The 22,387-nt window shown below is 71.9% G+C and carries 16 protein-coding genes; 7 read left to right on the top strand and 9 right to left on the bottom strand.

Annotated features, from left to right (window positions below):
• The first annotated feature begins 32 nt into the window (after nt 1-32).
• Nucleotides 33-3,359 (top strand): S8 family serine peptidase, encoded by a 3,327-nt coding sequence (locus NYZ98_RS25380; protein ID WP_262845677.1) that lies wholly within the window; start codon nt 33-35, stop codon nt 3,357-3,359.
• A gap of 64 nt (nt 3,360-3,423) precedes the next feature.
• On the opposite strand, the gene NYZ98_RS25375 is transcribed toward NYZ98_RS25380, so the two are convergent.
• A complete protein-coding gene (locus NYZ98_RS25375; RefSeq protein WP_262845675.1) occupies nt 3,424-4,428 on the bottom strand; it encodes an NAD(P)-dependent alcohol dehydrogenase in 1,005 nt (334 codons plus the stop codon).
• Between the two features lie 230 nt (nt 4,429-4,658).
• On the opposite strand from NYZ98_RS25375, the gene NYZ98_RS25370 reads away from it, so the two are divergent.
• Nucleotides 4,659-5,597 carry a PLP-dependent cysteine synthase family protein gene (locus NYZ98_RS25370; RefSeq protein ID WP_262845673.1) on the top strand — a complete coding sequence of 313 codons (939 nt, stop codon included), beginning with the start codon at nt 4,659-4,661 and terminating at the stop codon, nt 5,595-5,597.
• Nucleotides 5,598-5,674: 77 nt separating this feature from the next.
• Here NYZ98_RS25370 and NYZ98_RS25365 read toward each other — a convergent pair whose 3' ends face one another.
• From NYZ98_RS25365 to NYZ98_RS25340, 6 genes are all read right to left on the bottom strand, one after another.
• Nucleotides 5,675-7,093: an MFS transporter gene (locus tag NYZ98_RS25365; RefSeq protein ID WP_262845671.1), complete on the bottom strand. Its 1,419-nt coding sequence runs from the start codon at nt 7,091-7,093 to the stop codon at nt 5,675-5,677.
• Nucleotides 7,090-8,352: an ATP-binding protein gene (locus NYZ98_RS25360; protein ID WP_262845669.1), complete on the bottom strand. Its 1,263-nt coding sequence runs from the start codon at nt 8,350-8,352 to the stop codon at nt 7,090-7,092. Before NYZ98_RS25360 ends, NYZ98_RS25365 begins: the two co-directional genes overlap by 4 nt.
• The gene (locus NYZ98_RS25355; protein ID WP_262845667.1) at nt 8,349-10,565 is read right to left on the bottom strand and encodes an ATP-grasp domain-containing protein; all 2,217 of its coding nucleotides are present in this window, start codon (nt 10,563-10,565) and stop codon (nt 8,349-8,351) included. Before NYZ98_RS25355 ends, NYZ98_RS25360 begins: the two co-directional genes overlap by 4 nt.
• A gap of 526 nt (nt 10,566-11,091) precedes the next feature.
• Nucleotides 11,092-11,847 carry an SDR family NAD(P)-dependent oxidoreductase gene (locus NYZ98_RS25350; RefSeq protein ID WP_262845665.1) on the bottom strand — a complete coding sequence of 252 codons (756 nt, stop codon included), beginning with the start codon at nt 11,845-11,847 and terminating at the stop codon, nt 11,092-11,094.
• Nucleotides 11,848-12,078: 231 nt separating this feature from the next.
• Nucleotides 12,079-12,690 (bottom strand): TetR family transcriptional regulator, encoded by a 612-nt coding sequence (locus NYZ98_RS25345; RefSeq protein ID WP_262845663.1) that lies wholly within the window; start codon nt 12,688-12,690, stop codon nt 12,079-12,081.
• A 151-nt stretch (nt 12,691-12,841) separates the two neighbouring features.
• Complete coding sequence (locus tag NYZ98_RS25340; protein ID WP_262845661.1) at nt 12,842-14,911, bottom strand: glycosyl hydrolase family 28-related protein; 2,070 nt, start codon at nt 14,909-14,911, stop codon at nt 12,842-12,844.
• 240 nt (nt 14,912-15,151) lie between these two features.
• On the opposite strand from NYZ98_RS25340, the gene NYZ98_RS25335 reads away from it, so the two are divergent.
• The 3 genes from NYZ98_RS25335 (at nt 15,152) to NYZ98_RS25325 (ending at nt 17,644) form a co-directional block, all read left to right on the top strand.
• The gene (locus NYZ98_RS25335; protein WP_262845659.1) at nt 15,152-15,502 is read left to right on the top strand and encodes a PadR family transcriptional regulator; all 351 of its coding nucleotides are present in this window, start codon (nt 15,152-15,154) and stop codon (nt 15,500-15,502) included.
• Nucleotides 15,492-16,439 (top strand): hypothetical protein, encoded by a 948-nt coding sequence (locus tag NYZ98_RS25330; protein WP_262845657.1) that lies wholly within the window; start codon nt 15,492-15,494, stop codon nt 16,437-16,439. Before NYZ98_RS25335 ends, NYZ98_RS25330 begins: the two co-directional genes overlap by 11 nt.
• 122 nt (nt 16,440-16,561) lie before the next feature.
• Nucleotides 16,562-17,644 (top strand): DUF3800 domain-containing protein, encoded by a 1,083-nt coding sequence (locus NYZ98_RS25325; RefSeq protein ID WP_262845655.1) that lies wholly within the window; start codon nt 16,562-16,564, stop codon nt 17,642-17,644.
• 118 nt (nt 17,645-17,762) lie between these two features.
• Here NYZ98_RS25325 and NYZ98_RS25320 read toward each other — a convergent pair whose 3' ends face one another.
• On the bottom strand, nt 17,763-19,097 hold the full coding sequence (locus tag NYZ98_RS25320; protein WP_262845653.1) for an NAD(P)/FAD-dependent oxidoreductase: 1,335 nt from the start codon (nt 19,095-19,097) through the stop codon (nt 17,763-17,765).
• Between the two features lie 133 nt (nt 19,098-19,230).
• On the opposite strand from NYZ98_RS25320, the gene NYZ98_RS25315 reads away from it, so the two are divergent.
• On the top strand, nt 19,231-19,830 hold the full coding sequence (locus NYZ98_RS25315) for a TetR/AcrR family transcriptional regulator (RefSeq protein ID WP_262845651.1): 600 nt from the start codon (nt 19,231-19,233) through the stop codon (nt 19,828-19,830).
• A 105-nt stretch (nt 19,831-19,935) separates the two neighbouring features.
• Nucleotides 19,936-21,756, top strand: a complete 1,821-nt coding sequence (locus NYZ98_RS25310) for a hydroxysqualene dehydroxylase (protein ID WP_262845649.1) — start codon at nt 19,936-19,938, stop codon at nt 21,754-21,756.
• A gap of 3 nt (nt 21,757-21,759) precedes the next feature.
• Here the strand turns inward: NYZ98_RS25310 and NYZ98_RS25305 are convergent, their stop codons facing one another.
• Nucleotides 21,760-22,311, bottom strand: coding sequence for a TetR/AcrR family transcriptional regulator (locus NYZ98_RS25305; RefSeq protein WP_262845647.1), 552 nt, complete (start codon nt 22,309-22,311; stop codon nt 21,760-21,762).
• Between the last annotated feature and the right edge of the window lie 76 nt (nt 22,312-22,387).

The following is a 22,387-nucleotide window of genomic DNA, read 5'->3' as shown; positions in this document are numbered from 1 at the left end:
ACCAAAATTCGCATACCGTTAGAAATCGGATTGTGCTTCAGAGAACCGCCCTTATCGGCGCTGTGATAGTGGCCCTGGTAGCGGCCGCTCCGCCAGCCCAGGCGACCCCCACCCCCACCCCGACGGCCCCGGCCCCCACGCCCACCGGCACGGCCGGGCCCGCCAAGACGATCACCCTCATCACCGGGGACAAGGTCACCCTCCGCCCGCTGCCCGGCGAGCAGACCCAGCTCGACGTCAAGGCCGGCCCCGGCAGGGAGAAGGTCACCTTCGTCCACCGCCGGGCCAAGGACGGGCTCAGCATCGTCCCGGTGGACGCGATGCCCCTCCTGGCCTCGGGCAGGCTCGACCCCCGGCTGTTCAACGTCACCCAGCTCGCCGCGTTCGGCTACGACGACGCCGCCAGCCAGGCGCTCCCCCTGATCGTGACCTACTCCGGCCAGGCCGGCGCGGCCACGCTGCGCACCGCCGGCGGGCGCCCGCTGCCCGCGATCAACGGCGTCGCCCGGAGCGAGCCCCACGCCGCCGCCGGCACGCTGTGGAAGTCGCTGTCCGGGCAGGCCAGAACGGCGGCCGCGCCCGAGAAGATCTGGCTGGACGGCAAGGCCAAGCTGTCCCTGGACGTCAGCGTCCCGCACATCGGCGCGCCCCTGGCCTGGCAGGCCGGCTACACCGGCCAGGACGTCCCCGTCGCCGTGCTCGACAGCGGCTACGACCCCGGTCACCCCGACCTGCAAGGCCTGGTCGTGAAGTCCGAGAACTTCACCTCCGAGCCGGACGTCCGCGACCTCAACGGCCACGGCACGCACGTCGCCGCCACGATCGCCGGATCCGGCGCCGCGTCGGGCGGCCGGTACAAGGGCGTCGCCCCCGGCGCGAAGCTCCTGATCGGCAAGATCTGCGAGCAGAGCGGCAACTGCCCGGACTCGGGCATCATCGAGGCCATGACCTGGGCGGCGGAGAACGGTGCCCGCGTCGCCAACCTCAGCCTCGGCAGCCCCGACGTGCCCGGCCTCGACCCGGTGGAGCAGGCCCTCAACACCCTGTCGGAGCAGTACGGCACGCTGTTCGTCGTCGCGTCCGGCAACGACGGCCCGCAGACGCTCGGCTCGCCGAGCAGTGCCGACAGCGCACTGTCGGTCGGCGCCTCCTTCCGCGACGACGACACGGTCGCCGAGTTCAGCAGCACCGGCCCGCGCGCCGGCGACGGCGCGGTCAAGCCCGACCTGATCGCCCCGGGCGTGGGCATCGTCGCCGCCAGGGCCGCGGACACCGCCGCGGGCTCCCCGGTGGACGACTCCTACACCGAGATGAGCGGGACCTCCATGGCCACCCCGCACGTGACGGGGTCGGCGGCGATCGTCGCCGGCCGGCACCCCGACTGGAAGGCCGCCCAGATCAAGGCGGCGCTGATGGCCTCCACCGCGCCCGGCGACGAGCTGGGCGCCTACGTCCAGGGCTCGGGCCGCGTGGACGTCGCCCGCGCCGTCGCCCAGCAGGTCACGACCGAACCGGCCTCGCTGAGCATGGGAGAGTTCGAGCTGCCCGCCCCCGCACCGGTCGAGCACACGCTCACCTACCGCAACGACGGCGACACCGCCGTCAAGCTGGACCTGAGCGTGATCGCCAAGGACGGCCACGGTGAGACGGTGATGCCGTTCAAGCTCAGCGCCACCACGGTGGAGGTGCCCGCCCACGGCACCGCCCGGGTCGGGGTGACCGCGGAGCCGACCGCGATCGGCATGTACAGCGGCACGGTCATCGCCGCCGGCGCCGGGGTCTCCGTGCGCACCGGCATCGGCGTCCGGGTCGAACCTGAGAAGCGCGCGCTCAAGCTGGCCTTCACCGGCACCGACGGACAACCCCCCGCGGCCGCCTTCGCCGGGGTGATCGACCTCGACCTCAAGGAGCAGACCAACTACGACGTCTCCGGTGGCGCGCTGGACCTGCGGCTGGAGAAGGGACACCGCTACACGGTCGTCACCCTCATGGCCGACCAGGACGGCACCCTGGTGATGGCCGCCGACCCGGAGTTCACGCTCAAGGCCGACCGCACCGTCGCCGCCGACGCCCGCCAGGCCAAGCCGGTGGACGTGCGCACCGAGGAGCCGACCGCGCGGCTGGCCATCGGCCTGCTCGGCATGCTCCAGCTCGCCGACGGCGTCCAGCCCATGGGCGTGGACGTCGACCTGGGCGGCATGTGGGGGACCGACCGCATTCAGGGCATCAAGGCCATCCCCACGGCCCGCGCGGCGAGCAAGAACTTCGCGTACTACCGCTGGACCCAGTGGGCCAAGCCGAAGGGCGACGGCACCTACGACGACAGCCCGTACTTCTACCACCTGATGAAGGCCGAGCCGCGCATCCCCGCCGACCCCGGCTACCGCCCGCGCCGCCGCGACCTCGCCGAGGTCACCTCCACGTACGCCACCCAGCAGGACGCCAAGCTCGGCGAGCACTTCGCCCTGCCCGTGCTGTACGGGAAGGAGATGGCCTGGATGCCGTACGGCGAGGTGTCCAGGTTCCCGCTCCCCTTCCACCGGACCGAGTACTACACGCCCGGCGACACCGGCTGGTACCCGTCCTTCATCCAGTACAAGGCGTCGGAGGGCTGGGACAACGTCGACCAGTTCTTCTTCGGCAGGACCACCCTCTACCGCGCCGGCCAGAAGACCTCCGACCGCTGGAACAACGGCGTCTTCGCGGCCGGCCTCACCCCCGGCGGCGACCTGTCCTGGCGTGAGGAGAACCTGCTGCAGTTCGCCACCGGGCTGTTCGAGGACGGGGTGCCCGAGCGCCTCTCCTACGGCGAGTACCTCGCCCCTCGGGCCAGGCTCTACCGCGACGGCAAGGAGGTGTTCACCTCCGACTACCTGGTCGGCAACGTCGAGGTGCCGGCCGACAGGAAGGAGGGCGACTACCGGCTCACCATGACCGCCGACCGCGACCCGGCCATGACCAAGGTGTCCACGCGGGTCGCCGCGGAGTGGCGGTTCAGGTCGAAGACCCCCGCACCGGGCAAGCGGCAGGTGCTGCCCCTGCTGGCCGTCAGGATCACCCCGGAGCTGGACGACCGCAACCGCGCCGGCACCGGCCACATGCGCATCCCGCTGCGGGTCCAGCGCCAGGACGGCTCGCCCGACCTGAGGGTGAGCGCGGTCACCGTGGACATCTCCTACGACGACGGACGCACCTGGCTGCCCACGCTGGTGCTCCCGTCGGGCAAGGGCACCTGGTCCGCCGAGACCTGGCACCCGGTCCTCACCCGCGGCAGGTTCGCCTCGCTGCGCGTCAAGGTCGCCGACACCGGCGGTAACACCTTCGCCGAGACCGTCACCAGGGCCTACGAGATCAAGTGATTCCCCGGGACCCCGCCGCGCCTCCTGGTCGCGGCGGGGTCCCACCGGGGGCCTGGGCGGGCGTTCACATGGTGATGACGAGTCTTCCCTGGACGGTGCCCTCGGTCAGGTCGCGGATGGCGTCGGGGACCTCGCTCAGCGAGTACGTCCTGCCGATGACCGGCGTGAGCCTCCCCGTTTCCAGGAACTCCGCGAGCACGGCCATCAGGTCCTTGTTGCTCGGCGGCGACAGGTTCAGCTTCGGCAACTGGCTCCGGAACGGGGACATCGCCATCAGCTTGAAGAAATGCGGCAGGCTGCCCAGCAGGCGGCCGCCCGCGGCGCCGAAGCGGTCGTGCCCGATGAGCACGTAGGTCCCCCCGGGCAGCAGGGCGCGCCGGCATTCCGGGAAGGAGTGGTTCCCGGGAACGTCGAAGATCAGGTCGTGGCGCTCGCCGTTCCGGGTGAAGTCCTCCTGGGTGTGGTCGATGACGCGGTCGGCGCCGAGCGCGCGCACCATGTCCAGTTTCCGGTGGTGGTCGACGCCGGTCACCGTCGCCCCGTACGCCTTGGCGAGCTGCACGGCCATGGACCCCACGCCGCCGCCGGCCCCGTTGACCAGCACGCTTTGTCCTGGTCGCAGGCCCGCCGGGAGGTTGCGCAGGGCGATGAGCCCGGCGGTGGGCACGGCCGCGGCCTGTTCGAAGGTGACGTTGCCGGGCTTGGGCGCCAGGGCGTCCTCGGGGACGGACACGTACTCGGCGAAGGCGCCGCCGTTCCTCCACTGGTTGCCGCGTACGGTCTCGCCGAACACCTCGTCCCCCGGCCGGAACCGCGTCACGTTCCGGCCCGCCGATTCCACGCGACCCGCCATGTCCGTTCCCGGGACAGGGTTCTTCGGCCCGCGCAGACCGGCCCCCATGAGGCGCAGGACGTACGGCCGGCCGCTCACGACGTGCCAGACATCGGGGTGGACGGAGGCCGCGTGCACGCGTACCAGCACCTCGTCGTCCTTGACGGCCGGCCTGCCGATCTCCCGGACCGCGAGGACGTCGGGTGAGCCGTAGGAGCTCTGGACGACCGCCTTCATGACGTTCTCCCGCACCGCCGGGGGCTTCGGGCAAGTGACGCCATCCTATGGCGGCCGTCCCGAATGTGGCGGCCCGCAAGTGAGCACGCCAGCGGGTGTTCCGTCGGGACCGGCGTCGTACCGTTGTTCGATCTCTCTAATAGAGCCCCCGTGATCCGCGGCGGCATTCGATCGCGGTCGGCGCCGGATCCGGTATGGCATCGCAAGACGGCCAGTACAGAGGAGCCTGGATGTTACCCCTGATCGGCAGCGACATCGCGACCAAGATTGACGACCTCATCGGCAACACCCCATTGCTCCGCCTTGTCCTTGACGGTCTGCCGCCGACCACGAATTTGCTCGCCAAGCTGGAGGCGGCGAATCCGTTGTCGAGCATCAAGGACCGGGTGGCGCTGCGGATGATCGAGGAGGCCGAGGCGTCCGGCGCGCTGACCCCCGGCGCGACCGTGATCGAGTCGACCTCGGGCAACACCGGCATCGCCCTGGCCGCGCTGGCGGTCAGCCGGGGTTACCCGTGTGTCGTCGTCATGCCGGACAACGCGTCGCGGGAACGCCTGCTGACCCTGCGCATGCTGGGGGCGCAGGTGGAGTTCACCGAGAGCGTCCTCGGGTTCCAGGGGTGCGTCGACCGGGCCCTGGAGCTGCACGCCGCCGCCCCCGGATCCTGGTACGCCTGCCAGCACGAGAACACCGCCAACATCATGGCTCACTACTCGACCACCGGGCCGGAGATCTGGGAGGCCACCGGCGGCGCCGTCGACGTGCTGGTGTGCGGGGTCGGGACCGGCGGCACCCTGACCGGGACGGGCCGCTACCTGCGCGAACGCAACCCGGGGCTGCGCATCGTCGCGGTGGAGCCCGAGGGGTCCCCCCTGCTGTCCGGCGGGCCTCCCGGACCGCACCGGATCCCCGGCCTCAACGGCGGCTTCATCAGCCCGGTCACCGACGTCACCATCATCGACGACGTCGTCACCGTCTCCGACGCCGACGCGGCCGACATGACCCGGACGATCGCGGCCACCACCGGGCTGCTGGTCGGGGTCTCCTCGGGAGCGGCCGCGTACGGCTGCGTCGAGCTCGGCCGCCGCCACGACCTGTCGGGGCTGACGGTCGCGACGATCTTCCCCGACACCGGCGAGCGCTACCTGAGCTGGTGGCCGGCCACCTGACCCGGGCGCGGGAACCACGTGGCCCCCACGACCGGTCAGGTCGCGGGGGCCACGCGGCGCCGTGCGCGCGTCCGGGTTCAGCCCTCCCGGCTTCGTGAGGCGACGGTCTCCAGGGCCGCCTCCTCGCGGACCTGCTCTTCCCTGGCCACCTCTTCGCGGGCCCGCTCGTCACGGGCCCGCTCGTCGCGGACCTGCTCGTCGCGGACCTGCTCGTCGCGGACCTGCTCGTCGCGGACCTGCTCGTCGCGGACCGGCGGCGTGACCGGGACGTGCGGGTGGACGGCCTGGACGGGCAGGTGGGGCTCCAGGCGGAGCAGGGTGAAGGCCGAGACGACGACACCCGCCGCGAGCAGGAGCCACATCGAGGTCACCGACCAGCTCAGCAGCGCGGTCAGCACCGCCGGGGCCAGCGCGGTCGGAATGGCCCAGGAGAACTGGTACACCGACATGTACCTGCCGCGCGTCTCCTCGGGGGCCGCGCTCGACACCAGGGCGGACAGCGGCGCGCCGTGCAGCATCTCCCCCAGCGTGAACAGCCCCGTCGCGGCGAAGACCCCGACGAGCTGCACCGACTCGACCGGCACCCCGGCCAGCACGGCGAACGCCACGAACGACAGCGAGAACATGGAGGCGCCGAACGCGGCGGTGCGGGTGCGCCGGTACCGGATCAGCCGCCGCGTCACCGGGATCTGCAACAGCGCGATGCCCACGGTGTTGACCGCGTACAGCACGCCGACCAGCGACGCGGAGGCGCCCAGCTCCTGGGTGACGTAGATGGGCAGCGCCACCGACAGCACCATGTAGCCGAAGGCGCTCGGCACGTTCTGCAGGGTCAGCACGAGGAACGTGCGGTCGCGCAGGACGAGCCGGTACCCCCCCTTCTTCGGGGCGGCCGAGGCCGTCCGGGGGGCGGCCGTCGCGGCCCGCGCGCCCACGCGGGGAACCGGGATCTTGCGCAGGATCAGCGCGGCGCCGACGAACGCCGCCGCGCTGACCAGGACGATCCCCGTGTAGGCGGCGTCGCTGCCCAGGCCGAGCGCGGCGCCCGCGAGCAGGCCGCCCACGCCGAGGCCGGCGTTGCGCAGGCTGCGTTGCGCGGCCAGGAGCTTGTCCCGGTCGGCGCCCTGGGCGATGGCGGCCACGAACGACTGGATCGACGGCGGGTAGGACCCGTCGCCGAGCGCCACCAGCGCGACCGCAAGGAACATCGTGACCGGCGAGTCCACCAGCGGGTACGTCGCGAAGCCCACGGCGCGCACCAGGTAGCCGCCCACGACGACGGCCCGCGCGCCGAAGCGGTCGACGAGCACGCCCGCGATCGGGTTGCCGACCAGGCTGAGCAGCGCCGCCGCGCTCATGATGACGCCGACCCGGTCCAGCGGCAGCCCGGTGGCGTGGTGGAAGAAGAGCAGGGACAACGGCAGGTACATGCCGCTGCCGGTGGCGTCCACCACCATGCCGGCCATGTAGCGCGTCTGTGTCGACAGGCGTCTCACGACGGGACCGCCACGACCTGGACCTGCTCCTCCAGCCGCGCGCCGAGGGAACGAAGCCGGCGCTCGCACTCCACGCGCGTGGGCGCGGAGGCGACGACGACGGTCAGGAAGTCGGCGGACCCCGAGGCGGGCGGGACCACCTGGCCCGTGTGGGCGAAGAGCCAGAAGTGCTCCACCCAGGGCTCCTGCGGGGCCTCGGGCAGCGAGTGGATCAGCCCAGGCCGCTTCATCATCAGCACCTGACCGGCCATCCGCGCCGGCTTCGGCCGCCCACCGGACCGCGCGACCCGCTCCACGTCGGGCAACGGCAGGCCGAGCTGGGCCCGGATGGAGGACTCGGCGAGGTTGACGCCGAACAGGGTGTGGAACACCTCGCGGATCTTCCCGCCGCCGGACCGGCAGGCGATCTCGCACAGCACCAGCCGGTCGTCGGGGGTGTGGAAGATCTCCGCGTGGAAGGCGTGGTCGCGCAGGTGCCCGCCGGGCAGCCGCAGCCCCGCGAGCGTCTTCTCGGTCAGCTCCAGCAGGCGGTCGGTGAGCGGGTCGTCGGAGTCGAGCGCCAGGTCGACCCGGGAACCGGGGTCGCTGCCGAACGACGCGAGCTCGTACTGGTACTGGGAGGGCCAGGCCAGCGCGATCTCCCCGTTCACCATCAGTCCGTCGACGTGGCACATGCGGCCGGGGATGTACGCCTCCAGCAGCAGGTCGTCCCTGACCGCGCCGAACTCCTCGGCGAGGAACTCCGTCAGCGCGTCCTGGTCGCGCAGGATGCGCAGGCCGATGGAGTTGAAGCTGGTCCTGTTCTTGAAGACCAGCGGGAATCCGTGGGTCCCGGCGAAGGCCAGCACGTCCGCCTCGGTCTGCGGCACGGTGTGCGGCGCGACCTCCACGCCGACCCGCTCGGCGTGCTCCTTCATCAGGGCCTTGTCCCTGAACGGCAGCACGTCGTCGGCCCGGGGGCCGGGCAGCCCGAGCCGCTCGCGCAGGGTGGCCACGCGCAGCACGTCGGCCTCGTGCTCCCCGATCAGGTGCGTGGTGCCGTACTCGGCGGCGAGCTGGACGACCCGCTCGTCGATCCGGTCGTCGTCGTCGAAGGTCTCCAGGTGGGTGTAACCCATGTTGCCGACCGGGATCCGCTCGCCGAACGGCTCGAACCTGTCGCGGGCGGCGAGGATCACCACCGGGCCCTCGTAGTCGCGCAGCCAGCGGTGGTAGGGGAACGGCTCCAGCGGGCTCCGGTGCACGATCAGGACGCTCATGCCCGCACCCCCGCCGGCGTTCCGGTCTCGGCGACGCGGGCGAGCCAGGTGCGCCCGTCGGCGCCCGTCACCCGGATCCGGATGTTGTCCTCGATGACCTCCGCGCCGCGGCGGATCGCCGCGGTCGTGTCCGCGCCGGTCACCGCCACCAGGCCGAGGCGGTCCCAGTTGTCGCGTAACGAGTGCACGCGATCCCCTGGTTTGGCGGTGATGCGCACGTCCAGCACGCCGTCCTGCGCCGCGGCGTCGGGTCCGCCCTCGACCGACTCGACCCGGCCGGCCTCGCTGACCAGGAACCGCACGCTGGCCCCTGCGTGCGCCTTGGGCCGGTCGGGCAGCTCGGGGACCAGCCCGAACGGCCAGCCCAGCGCGTACTCGGTCATGTCGATGCCGTACGCGCCCCGCACCAGCTCCGGGATCGCGTCGCCGGCGATGCGGTTGTGGCTCTCGATGATCATCGGGCCGCGCGGGCCGATGCGCAGCTCGGTGTGGGTGACGCCGTCCCTGAGCCCGATCAGGTCCAGGAAACTGGCCACGCGCGCGCGGATCTGGTCCCGCACCCCTTCCTCCAGGCGGGCGGGCAGGGCGTGACCCAGCTCGGCGAAGCGGTCGGCGTGCACGAACTTCTCGGTGACCGCCACGACGACGTGGCGGCCGGCGAAGCTGAACGCCTCGACGCTGTACTCCGGCCCCTCGACGTACTCCTCGATGAGGAAGTCCTGCAGGAGGTACATCGTGGAGATCCGGTCGGTCCTTGTGCCGCGCAGGCCCTCGACCGTGGCCCAGACCTCGGCGGCGTCCTCGGGCCCGTCGACACGGAAGACGCCGATGCTGGCGGTCGCGTCGGTGGGCTTGACGATGAACGGGTAGCCGTGGAGGGCTCCGAAGGAGTCCAGGTCCTCGCGCAGCAGCAGCGGCGCGGCGGCCACCGCCGACGGGTCGCGCTCGGCCAGGTACCGGCGCATGGCCAGCTTGTCGCGGAGCAGCCGGGTGACCTGGTAGCCGGTGCCCTCCAGCCCGAACAGGTCGTTGATCCGCCCCGCGTTCTCCAGGCCGGGCTCGGTGATGGAGACCGCGACACGGAACCCCGGCTCCACCCGCAGTTGCCTGGCGATGGGCTCGACGGCCGCCCAGTCGGTGTAGTCCACGACGTGGAGGATGTCGGCGAGCTCCTCCTGCTCGGCGTTGACCTTGGAGGGGTGCTGGAGGAGAAGGATGGTCAGGCCGAGTTCCTTGGCCTTGCGTACGGTCTCATCGGTGGCACCGACTATCAGGACCGTGCTGTCCGGATTCATCGATCCATTCCTTTCGTCGGTTGGTCGGGACTGGGAGGATCGGGCGGGCGGCCGATCACCGCCGCTCTCCGGCCCCTGCGGCCGGGACCGCGTCAGACCGGCCAGGGGCGCCTCCCACGGAGCGGGGATGGCGAGGGGGGCCAGCGGGCCCAGGGGTATCCGTGGCCCGGCGGTGCCACCACGACCTGCCGGCTCCGGCACGACGGCCGGCGGCTCGGCGCCCGGGACCTGGTCGGCGCCGCGGACCGGGTCGGCGATGGGAAGCGGCTCGGCGCTCGAAACAAGATCGGCGCCGCGGACCGGGTCGGCGCCGGAGGGCGACTCCGCGCCGGGCACCGGGTCGGTGTCGGACAGGGTGGTCTTGCGTGGTGACACGGCGCCCAGCGGCGCGAGGGCGCGCGCCCCGGCGGGCACGTCCCCGAGAATGAGCGTCCCGGCCCCGACGATGGCGTCGTCCCCCACGTGCACCGGCCCGAGGACGGACGCGCCGACGCCCAGCACCACGCGGGCGCCGATCACCGGGTGCCGCCGTTCCCCGTCGGCGCGCCGGTTGTCGCGCCACCAGCCGACCGCGCCGAGGGTCACCTGGTGGTAGATGGTCACGTCGTCGCCGACGACGGCGGTCTCCCCGACCACCACGGCCGCGCCGTGGTCGACGAACACCCTGCGCCCGAGCACCGCGCCTGGGTGGATCTCCACCCCGGTGACCCCGCGCGCGAGGAGCATCAGCGCCTTGGCCAGGAGCCGGCGGCCGCGCCGGTACAGCGGGTGGGCGACGCGGTGCATCCACACCGCGGGGAGCGCCGGGTGCAGCAACGCCTCCGACCGGGTGCGCACGGACGGATCCCGCTCGACGATCGTCCGCAGGTCCTCGGCCAGGATGGGCAGCAGCCCCGGCTGCCGTTCTCCGCCCGGCATCAGCGCTTCGCCGTCACGACGGGCTCCGCGAGCCGGCGGCCGGTCGGGCGCACGTCGCCGTGCGCGCCGGGCGCCGCGAACAAGCGCTTTGTTTTCACCTGATGTGTATGGTCAAGGCTCATATGGCCCCCTCGTTCGGACGGCACGGGGCGGGTCCCGCCGCTCATGGAGCGCGGGCGGTGGTCCCCACCGCGGTTCACCGGGACGCCGGAACACGGTCGGCCCCTCGGCGGAGTGATCGGCGGCTCGTCCGGAGAACCGCCGGCGAACCCATGGCATCCGGCGTCCCCAGGCCGGGCTGTTCACGAAGGACCGCACGACACCGGCCCGGCGTGGCCTACGCGTGCCGGATCGAACAGGCGCATCGCCTCATTCTCGGCGGGGTCCGGTTCGCCGGGCACCTTTCTGAGTGCGGACATGCCGCTCATCGTGGTCCTCCCCGCACAGGCGCGCATCTCCGTGCGTGCGGACCTGCGGGCGCCGCGTGGGGATCGACCAGGAACGCCCCGGTGTCGGCTCGGGGGCGTCAGTACATGGACATCCCGCCGTTGACCGCGGCCGTGGTGCCGGTCATGAAGGCGTTCTCCTCGCCTGCGTAGAAGGCGACCACCTGTGCGACATCGGCCGGGCGGGCGAGGCGGCCCAGGGGGGTGGCGGCCACCTGCCGCAGTTTGTACTCCTCGCCGATCACGTCCGCCATGCGGGTGTCCTCCACCGGGCCGGGCTCGACGACGTTGACCGTGATGCCCCGGGGGCCCAGCTCCTGGGCGAGGTAGCGGGCGAACTGCGCCAGCGCGGCCTTGGCCGTGCCGAGCGCGATCATGCCTTCCCGGGGCCGGCGGCTGAGGCCGGTGCCGAGGTAGATGACGCGTCCCCAGCCCTGTTCGGTCATGGCGGGCAGGACGGCTCTGGTGACCACGAACGCCGCGCGCATCTCGTCGTCGAGCTTGCCGCCCAGTTCGTCCCACGTCATGTCCTGGAACGGCTTGATCACATACGGGGTGAGCGCGTTGTGCACGAGCACGTCGACGCCGCCCCACGCCTCCTGGACCCGCGCGATCATGCTCTCGACCGCCGCAGCCTCGCGCACGTCGGCCCGCACGGTCATGGCCTGACCGCCCGCCGCCTCGATGCCGGCCATGACCTCGCCTGCCGTCGCGTCGTTGCGGAGGTAGTTGACCACGACCCGCATCCCTCGCGCGGCCAGCAGGCGCGCGGTGGCCGCTCCGATCCCGCTGCCGGCCCCTGTCACCAGTGCCACCCTGCCGGTCGCCTTGGTCACGGGCCCACCTCCTGCTCGTCATCACGGGCGTCGTCGCCGAGCACGGCGATGTGCGGCCGTGGTCCGTCCACCTGCCCGATCCTCGTACATCCGCCGCGCCCGCACACCGCGCATCGCCGTACGAGTCCTCGGTGATCCCTTGTGAATCCCCAGGTGAGCGCCGTGCGCGCTCCGTGGGTGAACCACCCCTGCAGGGGAGCGGCGCTCGGCGCGTGGTCCGGGCTTGATCTCCTAGAGGGGATCTTCGTCCTGGCCGGGTCGGTCGGCGTCCGCGTTGGCGTTGGCGTTGGCGATTAGTTTGACCGCTTCGACGATGTTCTGGCGGAGTGTCTCCGGACTGGCGACGGCGTCGGGGTCGAGGGCGGGACCGAAGGGGTTGCCCGCCGTCCACGTCGTGGCGAGCGTCATGACGATGGTCAGGAGGAAGCTCGGAGAGAAGGCCGTGCCCACCTGGCCGGCGTTCTGCGCCCGCATCAGCTGCGTGACCTTCGCGTCATGGATGGTGTCGCGCGCGGCGGGGACCTCGGTCCGCTGTTCCAGGGTGAACCACGCCATCAGCCGCATCAGGTCGGGCTGCGCCATCGTGAAGTCGAACACCCGGGCCGCGTAACCGGGGAGATCGTCGGGCGTGAAGACCAGTTCCTCGTAGACGCGCAGGAGGTGCTTCTCCAGGACGGTCGTGAAGAGCCTCTCCTTGTTCTCGAAGTAGATGTAGATCAGGTTCTTGTTGCAGCCCGCCGATTTGGCGATGCGGTCGACCCGCGCGCCCGCGACCCCGTAGGCGGAGAACTCCGCCATGGCCGCCACCAGGATCCGCTCCCGCGTCGCTTCGGCGTTCCGCATCGCACCGTCCTTCCTGTCCGGGCCCACCTTACCCGTTGACTAACCGGTTAGACAGCAATAACCAGCGCTCATGCCGACGGCCGGCCGCCCGGGAACTCCCGGACGGCCGGCCGATGTGATCAGTGACGCTCAGGACGCGCCCTGCGGGGTGTCACCACGGGGACGGCGCCGGGGGCGCGACGACCGGCGGGCGGTCGTCGCAGGTGATGGTGTTCGGCAGCTCCCACGGGGCGAGCCAGGGCCCGGTGGTGCCGCCCCCGTCGTTGCCGCCGAGGTCGGTCAGCGAGAACTCCGAGCCTGCGGGCGTGAAGTGGAACGACCCGCAGTTGTTGACGCCGACCGCGCCGACGTTGCGCGCGTCCACGTTCTGGAAGGACGCCGATCCCGCGACGCGGGCGCTGACCACCGAGGTGCCGGTGCCGTCGACCTTGATGTCCTTGAAGTGGACGTTCGTGATCGAGTACAGGTCCTTCACCGGGAAGTCGCTGACCAGCATGATCGCGTTGTAGGTGTTGTCGAGGAAGGTGTCCCCGACCACCTGGACGTCGGCGTCGATGTTCTTCTCCAGCGCGTAGAACCAGATGGCCCCGAGGCCGATGTTCCAGTTCAGCTCGTACGTGCCGGCCCGGACGGTGGTGTTGTTCGTGATCCACAGGTGCCCGGTGAACGCCTCGGCGCCGAAGCGGGACCCGACCTGGATGGCGCTGCCCTCGCGGATCGGGTCGGCGATCAGGTTGTTCGAGACGGTGTTGTCGGTGCCGCCGTAGATGGCGATGCCGTTCGCGAGGACCGGCGTCTGCACGGTGTTGTGGTCGAAGGTGTTGCGGCCGTCGGCGGTCTTCTCCGACCACATGGCGAGGGCGTCGTCGCCGGAGTTGCGGACGAAGTTGCCGGACACGACCGAGTCGGTGACGCCGGTGTGGAAGTTCAGGCCGTCGGCGATCTGGTCGACGATGACGTTGCCGGTGACCTTCACGTTCCTCATCGGCCCGTCGAACCACAGGCCCACCTTGGTGTGGCGGATGTAGAGGCCGTCGATGGTCGAGTCGCTCATCGCGCCGCCGACGCCGTTCACCTGGTCGGTGTCGATGCGCTCGCGGACGTCGCCCTCGATCGCGAAGCCGGACAGGTGCACGTTGGTGCTGCCGCCCGCCGAGGCGTCCTTGCCGTAGAACCCGACGCCGGTGTGCACCGAGCCGTCAGGGGCCGGGGTGCCGAGGGCGACCTCGTGGCCCTTGATGATCGTGTACCAGTCGCCGGCGCCCTCGATCGTCACGTCGTCGACGATGATGTGCCGGTTCACCTGGTAGACGCCCGGCGGGACGTACACCTTGAGGTGGCCGCGCTTGGCGAAGGCGATCGCCTTGTCGAACGCGCCGGCGGAGTCACGCCGGCCCAGCGGGTCGGCGCCGAACGCCAGCACGTTCGCCGCGACGAGCCGGACGTGCGGCGCGCCGACGAGCTGCGAGTCGAGCAGGTCGATGGCCGTCCAGGCGGCGTTGCTGCCGGCCGGGACCGTGAGCCGCACCTTGTCACCGGCGCGGTAGGTCCTGCCGAGCAGGAGGCGCTGCTCGTCGTAGAAGTGGTTCGGGCGGAACGGCTTGGTGATCGCCGGGGCGGGCGTCGTGGCGGCGGGCACGCACGCGCACTCCGTGATCCACCAGTCGGGGTGCAGCAGGCCGGCGTTCGGGTCGTTGGAGAACGGATACTGGTTGTACAGCCACGAGTACTGCGACGTGAGGGTCATGGTGGACCGGTTCGCGCCGTTCACCGTCACGTTCAGCGGCGCGGTGATGCCGCCGCCGTTCGGCGCGTCCGGGATGCTGTAGCGCACGTTGATCGCGTTGGCCGCGGCCGGCAGCGTGAACTCGACGTACTGCCCCGGCGCCAGCTTGACCGCCTTGCGGCCGGACGCCTCGGCGGGCAGCGTGTACGCGGTGCGGTCCGGGCCGATGGTCGTGCCGTTGGTGGCCGCGTTCTCCGCCTCCTGCTCGGCGAAGCCGACGGCGGCGCCCCGTCCCGCGACGAGCGATGGCGTCAGAGCGGCGCGCGTCACGACGGGGGTCGAGGCGGCGGTCGCGGCCGCGTCGGCGACGACCGGGCCGCCGAGCACGACGCCGAGGCCGACGGTGGCCGCGGTCATCGCCGCGACCGCCACCGCGGCCGGGCGCGGGCGACCGCCGGCCCACCTCGCTACGGCTCCTGTGATGCTGCGTGACATCGAATGCTCGTTTCTCTCGGGGGGTGAACACCTGAAGACGCTGGAGGGGGCCGGACACCATGAAGGGTGAGGTGACATTAGGTCGCCCGAACCCCGTTCCACAAGGCTCCTGCGAAATAGTTTCGTAATCTTGTTCTCTAGCTGCGAGCGTCGCTTAAATTCTTGCGCCAACTGTCATGAATCATTGCGGACTTACGCAAAATTTGACCTACCTGTGTGGCGCACAGTACTGTGTGGCACATGGCTGATGGCGACGCTTTCGCGAAGCTCGAACTGGAGCTGCGCCGGGGGACCGTCGTGCTCGCCGCGCTCTCCCAGTTGCACTCGCTTCGCTACGGCTACGAGCTGCGCCAGTCGCTGGCGGAAAAGGGCATGCCCATCGAGGAGGGGACGCTCTACCCCCTGCTGCGGCGCCTCGAATCGCAGGGCGTCCTGACCAGCGAATGGCGGACCGACGGCGGTCCGCCCCGGCGCTACTACGTGCTCAGCGCCGACGGCCGCCTGCTGTACGAGAGGCTGACGGAGAGCTGGCGCGGCCTGAACGACACCATGGATCGTCTCCTGGAAGGCGGAGGGCGTCATGAACGCTGACGATCTCGTCGAGAGTTACGTGTCCGACGTGGCCCGGCTGCTGCCGCGAAAGCAGCGCGACGACGTGGCGCTGGAGCTGCGCACCCTGTTGCGGGACGAGCTGGAGGCCAAGGCCGCCACGGCGGGCCGCCCCGCCGACGAGGAGATGGCGCGCGAGCTGCTCACCGGCTTCGGCCCGCCGCGCGAGGCCGCCGCGCGCTACCGGCCGCACCTGACCATCATCGACCCGGCGGACTCGCGTGGGTTCCTGCGGGTCGCCGGGGGCGGGATCGCGGTCATCTGGCTGCTCGGCCTGCTGGCCGCCTTCCAGCGGCGGCCCGTGGGTTCGGCCGGGGACGTCCTCGCCGTCCTGCGGGACTGGTGGCTCAGCGTCGGGCCGCAGGTCCTGTGGTGGCCGGGCCTTCTCGTCGTGTGCTACGCCACGGCCGCCTTCGTCCGTCGCCGCCGCCCGGAGAGCGGCGCCTGGAAACCCCGCCGGGGCGACCGCGACCGGATCAACCGCGTCGGCTACCTCGCCGCCGGTGCCTTCTTCGTCAGCGGGACCCTCGTGCTGATCGACCCGGGACGGATGCTCGAATACGTGACCGGCGGCCGCGCGGCACCCGCGGCGTACCAGGCGTTCGTCTACGACGACGACTTCTTCCGCCACCGGGCACCCTGGCTGCTGGCCTTCATGGTCCTGCACCTGGCGTTCTACGGGGTCATGATCGTGCGGGGCCGGTGGAACCCGCTGACGCGGCAGATCGACATCGCTCTCGGCCTCACGGTCTGCGCGATCCTCACATGGGTCCTGCTGGCCGGCGACATCTTCGAGGCGCGCCCGACCGACCAGCTCACGAAGACCGCGATCACGCTGATCGTCATCACCTCGCTCGTCGACCTGAGCCTCAAGCTCAGGCGCCAGTGGCGCCGGATCACCCACCGCCCGTACGCCTGAAACCACCTCGCGGCAAGATCTGCCCCGGAGGTACTGTGAGGGCAGGGCCACGTCGGGGGATCTCCTGGGCCTCGCGCTGGAGTGACATCCACGGCAGCGTCCATCGGTGAGAGAACCGGGCAGTGACAGGTGATCAGGAAGGCCTCGCGCCACCAGGATTCGTAGCGGCCGGTCAGCCCATCGAGATCGCCTGCGACGAGTCCGGTTCCGAGGGGGAGAATCTCGTCGGCGGGAACACCGACGTGTTCGCGCACGCCAGCGTGCACCTGGACACCGCGTGGGCGGCGGACAGCGTCCAGGAGATCCGGAACAGGATCCGTTCTCCGGCGACGGAGTACAAGGCGAACCACCTGCTCCGCGAGAAGCACCGGCCGGTACTGGAATGGCTGCTCGGGCCGTCGGGACCGATCTACGGGCACGCCCGCGTGCAACTGATCGACAAGACGTTCTTCGCGGTCGGCCGGGTCGCCGACCTGCTCGTGGGCGAGACCGCCCCCGCCGTCGGCGCCGGACCTGGCCAGGACCCCCGGGCCGGGGCCATGGCCCTGACCCTGTACCGCGAGGGGCCGGAGACGTTCGGGCGTGAGCGGTGGCAGGCCTTCCTGGAGGCGGCCAACAACCTGATGCGCACCAGGAACCGCTGGGGGCTGCGGGCGCCGGTGGACGCGTTCTTCCACATGGTCGGCGTCCTGCGCCTCGACGGCCCGGGGAACCCGGTCGACGAGGTCCTTGAGCTGTTCCAGCGGACCCGGCCGCGCGCGGACTCCTTCCGGGTGCGGCTGCTGGCCGACCCGGCGATGATCCCGGCCCTGGACCCGCTGATCCCGGCCATCGTGCAGACCGTCCTGCACTGGAGCGCGGACGAGAGGCCGGTGTCGATCGTCCATGACGAGCAGAACTCGCTGACCGGCGAGCGCGTCGCCCAGCTCAGGGAGATACTCGGCGGCCCGCCCGCCGCCGCGCTCCACCGCGCGCCCCCGGGCAGGCTGGCCGGCCTCCGGCTCGTCGACTCACGCTACGACCCGCGCGTCCAGCTTGCCGACTTCCTCGCCGGGGTGGCCAGGAAGATCGCGTCGGAGGAGCTCAACGCCCGGGGCGACCCGGACCTCACCGCCCTGCTGCGTCCCTATGTGAACCCCTCCTCGATCTGGGGCGACGACCGGAGCTGGTCCCTGCTGGAACCGACGACGACCGCCCCGTCATGACGCGGGGCCGGTCGATCGTGAGGCGCGGGCCGGTCGGTCGTACGGCGGGGCCGGTCGGTCGTGAGGCGCGGGCCGGTCGGTTGTACGGCGGGGCCGGTCGGTCGTGGGGCGGGGCCGGTCAGGTCAGGAGGCGCCGGGTGCTCCGGTGGTTCCCGGCAAGGGAGAGGGTCGCGCCGCAGGCGGCGGTGAGGATGGCCGCGCGCTCGGCGGGGTTGTGCCGGACGGCGCGCGTGGTCGCCCCGGCCAGGGCGGTCAGGGCCAGGGTCTCGCGCGGGTCGCGGACGCGGGAGTAGACCTGGAGAAGATCGCGCACGCCGTGCGGTCCCTTGGTGAGCGTCCGCAGCAGCTCGAACTGGACGTGCGCCAGGCCGTCGCCCCGCCCGAGCAGGTTCGTCCAGTGGTAGGTGTGCACGCACTGCTCGTCGCGGTCGCGTTCCCACGCCCGGGTCGCCCGGTCCAGGGCGGCCGGGTCGTCCAGGACGGCGGCGGTCTCGCCGAGCAGCCGCGCGAACCGCACGGCGTCGCGGATGCCCTGCGCGGTGACCGGGTCCTTGAAGTGGCCCGCGTCGCCGGCCAGGACCCAGCCGGGGCCGGACGAGCGGCGGAAGTAGGAGGGGTGCGTCACGGAACTGAAGATCTTGGTGACCCGGGTGCAGCCCGCGAGGCGCGCGGCCAGGCCCGGCACCAGCGCGACGGTCCGGTCGAACTCGGCCGCGAGGTCGCCGCGGAAGTCCGCCGCCCGCTCCACCGGCGGCATCAGCAGCACCATCGCCAGCCCGCCGTCGCACGGGAACGCGTTGCCCAGCTCGCGCCCGCTCAGCCACATCGCGGCGGTAGCGCGCCACTCCTCGCGGGGGTCCTCGTAGTAGGCGTAGTAGCAGGCCCGGCCGTTGGCGTGCGCGAGACGCGGGCGCTCGGAGCCCGTCAGGCGCGCGACGGTCGACCGGCGGCCGTCCGCGCCGACGACCAGGTGGGCGCGGATCTCGTACTCCCGGCCGCCGTGGTCGCGCACCCGCGCGCCGGCGGCCCGGCCGTCCTCCCAGAGCAGGCCGACCACGCGGTGCCCCTCGCGGACCTCGGCCCCGCTCTCGCGCGCGGTCTCCACCAGCGCCGTGTCGAGGGCGTCGCGCCGTACGCACAGGCCGTAGTCGATCCCGTCGACGGGGGCGTACCCGCCGCCGGCCGCGAGCTCAGGGCCGCCGGCGGGCGACCGGCCGCCGACGTGGGCGAGGGAGAGGCGGGGCGCGCCGATCTTCTCGACGCGCTCCAGGGCACCGGCGCGGGCCAGCTCGGCGACGCCGCCGGCGAACAGCAGGTGGGTGGACACGGTGGTGGACGGGAAGCGCGCGGGATCCACGGCGATCACGCGGCGCCCCTGCCGGGCCATCGCGGCCGCCGCGACCGATCCCGCGCACCGCGCGCCCGCGACGACGACGTCGGCGTGCTCGACCATCGGACCTCCCGCGTGCCGTCCGCTAACCGACTTGTCTGTCGGTTGTTCGGACGGTAAGCCCGCGCGGCCCGGCGCGTCAACGCCCCCCGGCGGTAGTGTGCGGAACGTGGAGACCAAGGAGCCGAGAAGGCGCATGCGTGGGTCGGCTCGGCGCGCCCGCATCACCGAGGGCGCCCTGACCGTCTTCGCCGCCCGGGGGTACCACGCCACCGCCATGGAGGAGATCGCGACGGCGGCGGGGGTGACCCGTTCGGTGCTGTACGACCACTTCCCGTCCAAGCGGGTGCTGCTGATCACGGTCCTGCAGGAACAGAACGCGCTGCTGGTGGAGCACGTCGGCGCCCGCATCTCCGGCTCGGGCTCCCCCGGCCACCGCCTGCGCGCCACCCTGGACGCGTACTTCAGCTTCGCCGAGGACCGGCCCGCCGCCCGCCGCCTGCTGTTCGACCACACCGACGAGGATGACCCCGAGATCAAGGCGGTCCGCTGGGGCATCCGTGAGGCCCGTACGCGCGCGGTCGCCGCGATGCTCGCGCGGGATCTCGGCCGGCTCGGGCTGGACCCGGAGACCGAGATCGCCCAGGCCGTGGTGGAACTGCTGATCTCCGGCACCGACGGCCTGGCCCAGTGGTGGGCGCGGCATCCCGCGGTGTCGCGCGACGACCTGGTCACCGCGGCGATGCGCGTCCTCTGGAGCGGGCTGTCGCAGCTTCCGGACGCCGGCCCCCGCTAGAACTTCCTTCCATTTCCGCACAGCGCGCTATTGACAGACGTGATGCGCGCGTTCATCGTTCCGCCTAGCTGAACCAACAGTGGTGTCGGTTAGCTGGGAGGATCGATGGAAGAGCGAGAGATCCGTAACGACGCTCGTGGCACGATCGGCCGGCGCCGGTTCGTCACGGGTGCCATGGCCGCCGCGGCCGGGGCGGCGATCGGGCCGCTGGCCGGCGCGCCGGGAGCACGGGCGGCGGCCCCCTCCCTGCTGACCGCCTCGGCCGCCGGCAGGCGCGTCGCGATCATGGGCGGCGGGATGGGCGGGCTCAGCGCCGCGCAAGAACTGGCCGAGCGCGGTTTCCAGGTCACCGTCTACGAGCGCAAGGCCCTCGGCGGGAAAGCCAGGAGCATCCCGGTGCCGGGCACCGGGACCGGCGGGCGCCGCGACCTGCCCGGCGAGCACGGCTTCCGCTTCTTCCCCGGCTTCTACCAGAACCTCCCCGACACGATGAGCCGCATCCCCCGCGCCGGCGGCGGCAGCGTGAAGGACAACCTCGTCGCCGCGAACCTGGAGATGATCGCCTACAAGGGCGCCCAGATCCTGCTCCCGGTGCCCGGCGACATCGCCGGCGCCCTCACCCCCGACGCGATCAAGGACTACCTGCGGGCCTTCATAACGCTCACCACCACGGTCCCGCCGCTGGAGATCGAGTTCTTCCTCTCCAAGCTCGTCGCCTTCGTCACCAGCGGGCCGCGCCGCCGCCTCGGCCAGTGGGAGAACATGGGGTTCGCCGACTTCATCAAGGCGGGCTCGATGTCGCAGGTCTACCGCGAGCTGCTGGTGAAGATGTTCACCGCCTCCCTGGTCGCCGCCCAGCCAGAGAAGGCCAACACCCGCACCATGGGCCTGATGTTCGAGGCGCTCGTCTACAGCGGGCTCGGCCTCGGCCCGTACGGGCCGCCCGACCAGGTGCTGAACGGCCCGACGAACGAGGCGTTCGTCGACCCGTGGATCGCCTACCTGACCGGGCTCGGCGTCGAGTTCAAGGTCGGCTGGACCGCCACCGCGCTCACCTACGCCGGGGGCAGGCTGACCGGCGCGCAGGTCAGCGACCCCACCGGCGCCACCGGGGCCGTCACCGCCGACCACTACGTGCTGGCCATGCCCCTTGAGCGGGTCCAGCCCCTGCTGACGTCCGCGCTGAAGGCCGCCGACCCCGCGCTCGCCCGGCTCTCCAACCTCACCACCGACTGGATGAACGGCGTAATGATCTATCTGAGGGAGCCCCGCCCGATCGCGGCCGGGCACCTCATCTACGCGGGCACGCCGTGGGCGCTCACCTCGATCAGCCAGGCGCAGTTCTGGCGGAACGGCTTCGCCGCGACCTACGGGGACGGCACGGTCACCGACTGCCTGTCCCTGGACCTGTCGGACTGGAATTCCCCCGGCATCCTGTTCGGGAAGACCGCCAAGCAGTGCACCCGGCCGCAGATCGTGCAGGAGGTCCTCGCGCAGGTGCGCGCCGCCCTGCCCAACGGTGCGGCGGTGCTGCCCGACTCGATCGTGCGCTCCTGGTTCGTCGACCCGGCGATCACCGGCGAGGGGACGCCGGCGGTGGCCACCGACGAGCCGCTGTTCATCAACACCACCGGCTCGTGGGCCGACCGGCCCACCGCCACGACCCGGATCCCGAACCTGTACCTGGCCGCCGACTACGTGCGCAACAGCATCAACCTCGCCACGATGGAGGGCGCCTGCGAGGGCGGGCGGATGGCCGCGAACGCGATCATGGACGCGGCCGGCTCGCCGGCCACCCGGGCGAGGCTGTTCACCCTCTACCTGCCCGCCGAGTTCAACGGCCTCTACGCCACCGACGACGCCCGGTACCTGCTGGGCCTGCCCAACCAGTTCGACCTGCTCAGCCCGTACTGGCCGGGCCACTAGCGCCTACGGCGGGCCGAGCAGGTAGCGCTGCAGGGTGGGCCCGAGCCACTCGGCGATCTCCGCGCGGGTCATCGCGACGACGGGCGGCAGGCGCAGGACGTAGCGGCACAGGGCCATGCCGAGCGCCTGGGTGGCCACCAGCCCGGCCCGCCGGGCGGCGCTCGCCGGGTCGCCCGACAGCTCGGCCGCCATGGGGGCGAGCTGCCCGGAGAAGATCTCCCGCATCCGCCCGGCGACGTCCTCGTTGGTGACGGCGGTGCGCAGCAGCACCATCAGCGCCTCGTCGGCCTCCCAGCGCTCCGCGAAGTGGGCGGCCAGCGTCGTCCCGACCTGGTCGCGGGGAACGCCGGCCAGGTCGGGGAGCCGCAGGTCGAAGTCGGCCGCCGCGGCGAACAGCTTCTCCTTGTTGCCGAAGTAGCGCATCACCATGGCGGGGTCGATCGCGGCGTCGGTGGCGATGGCCCGGATGGTCGCGCGGTCGTAGCCCTCGGCGGCGAAGCGTTCGCGGGCGGCGGCCAGGATCGTCGCCTTGGTGTCCTCAGCGGATCTTCTCACGTCAACGAGTGTAGGCCAACAGGTGTTGACATGACCAGGAGAGCGGCGCATAGTTGTGCCAACAGACGTTGACCAA

The organism is Sphaerisporangium corydalis, from assembly GCF_025506355.1.
Classification (GTDB): domain Bacteria; phylum Actinomycetota; class Actinomycetes; order Streptosporangiales; family Streptosporangiaceae; genus Sphaerisporangium; species Sphaerisporangium corydalis.
Note: the sequence above shows the minus strand (reverse complement) of the source record. Positions and strands in the feature narration are given on the sequence as shown.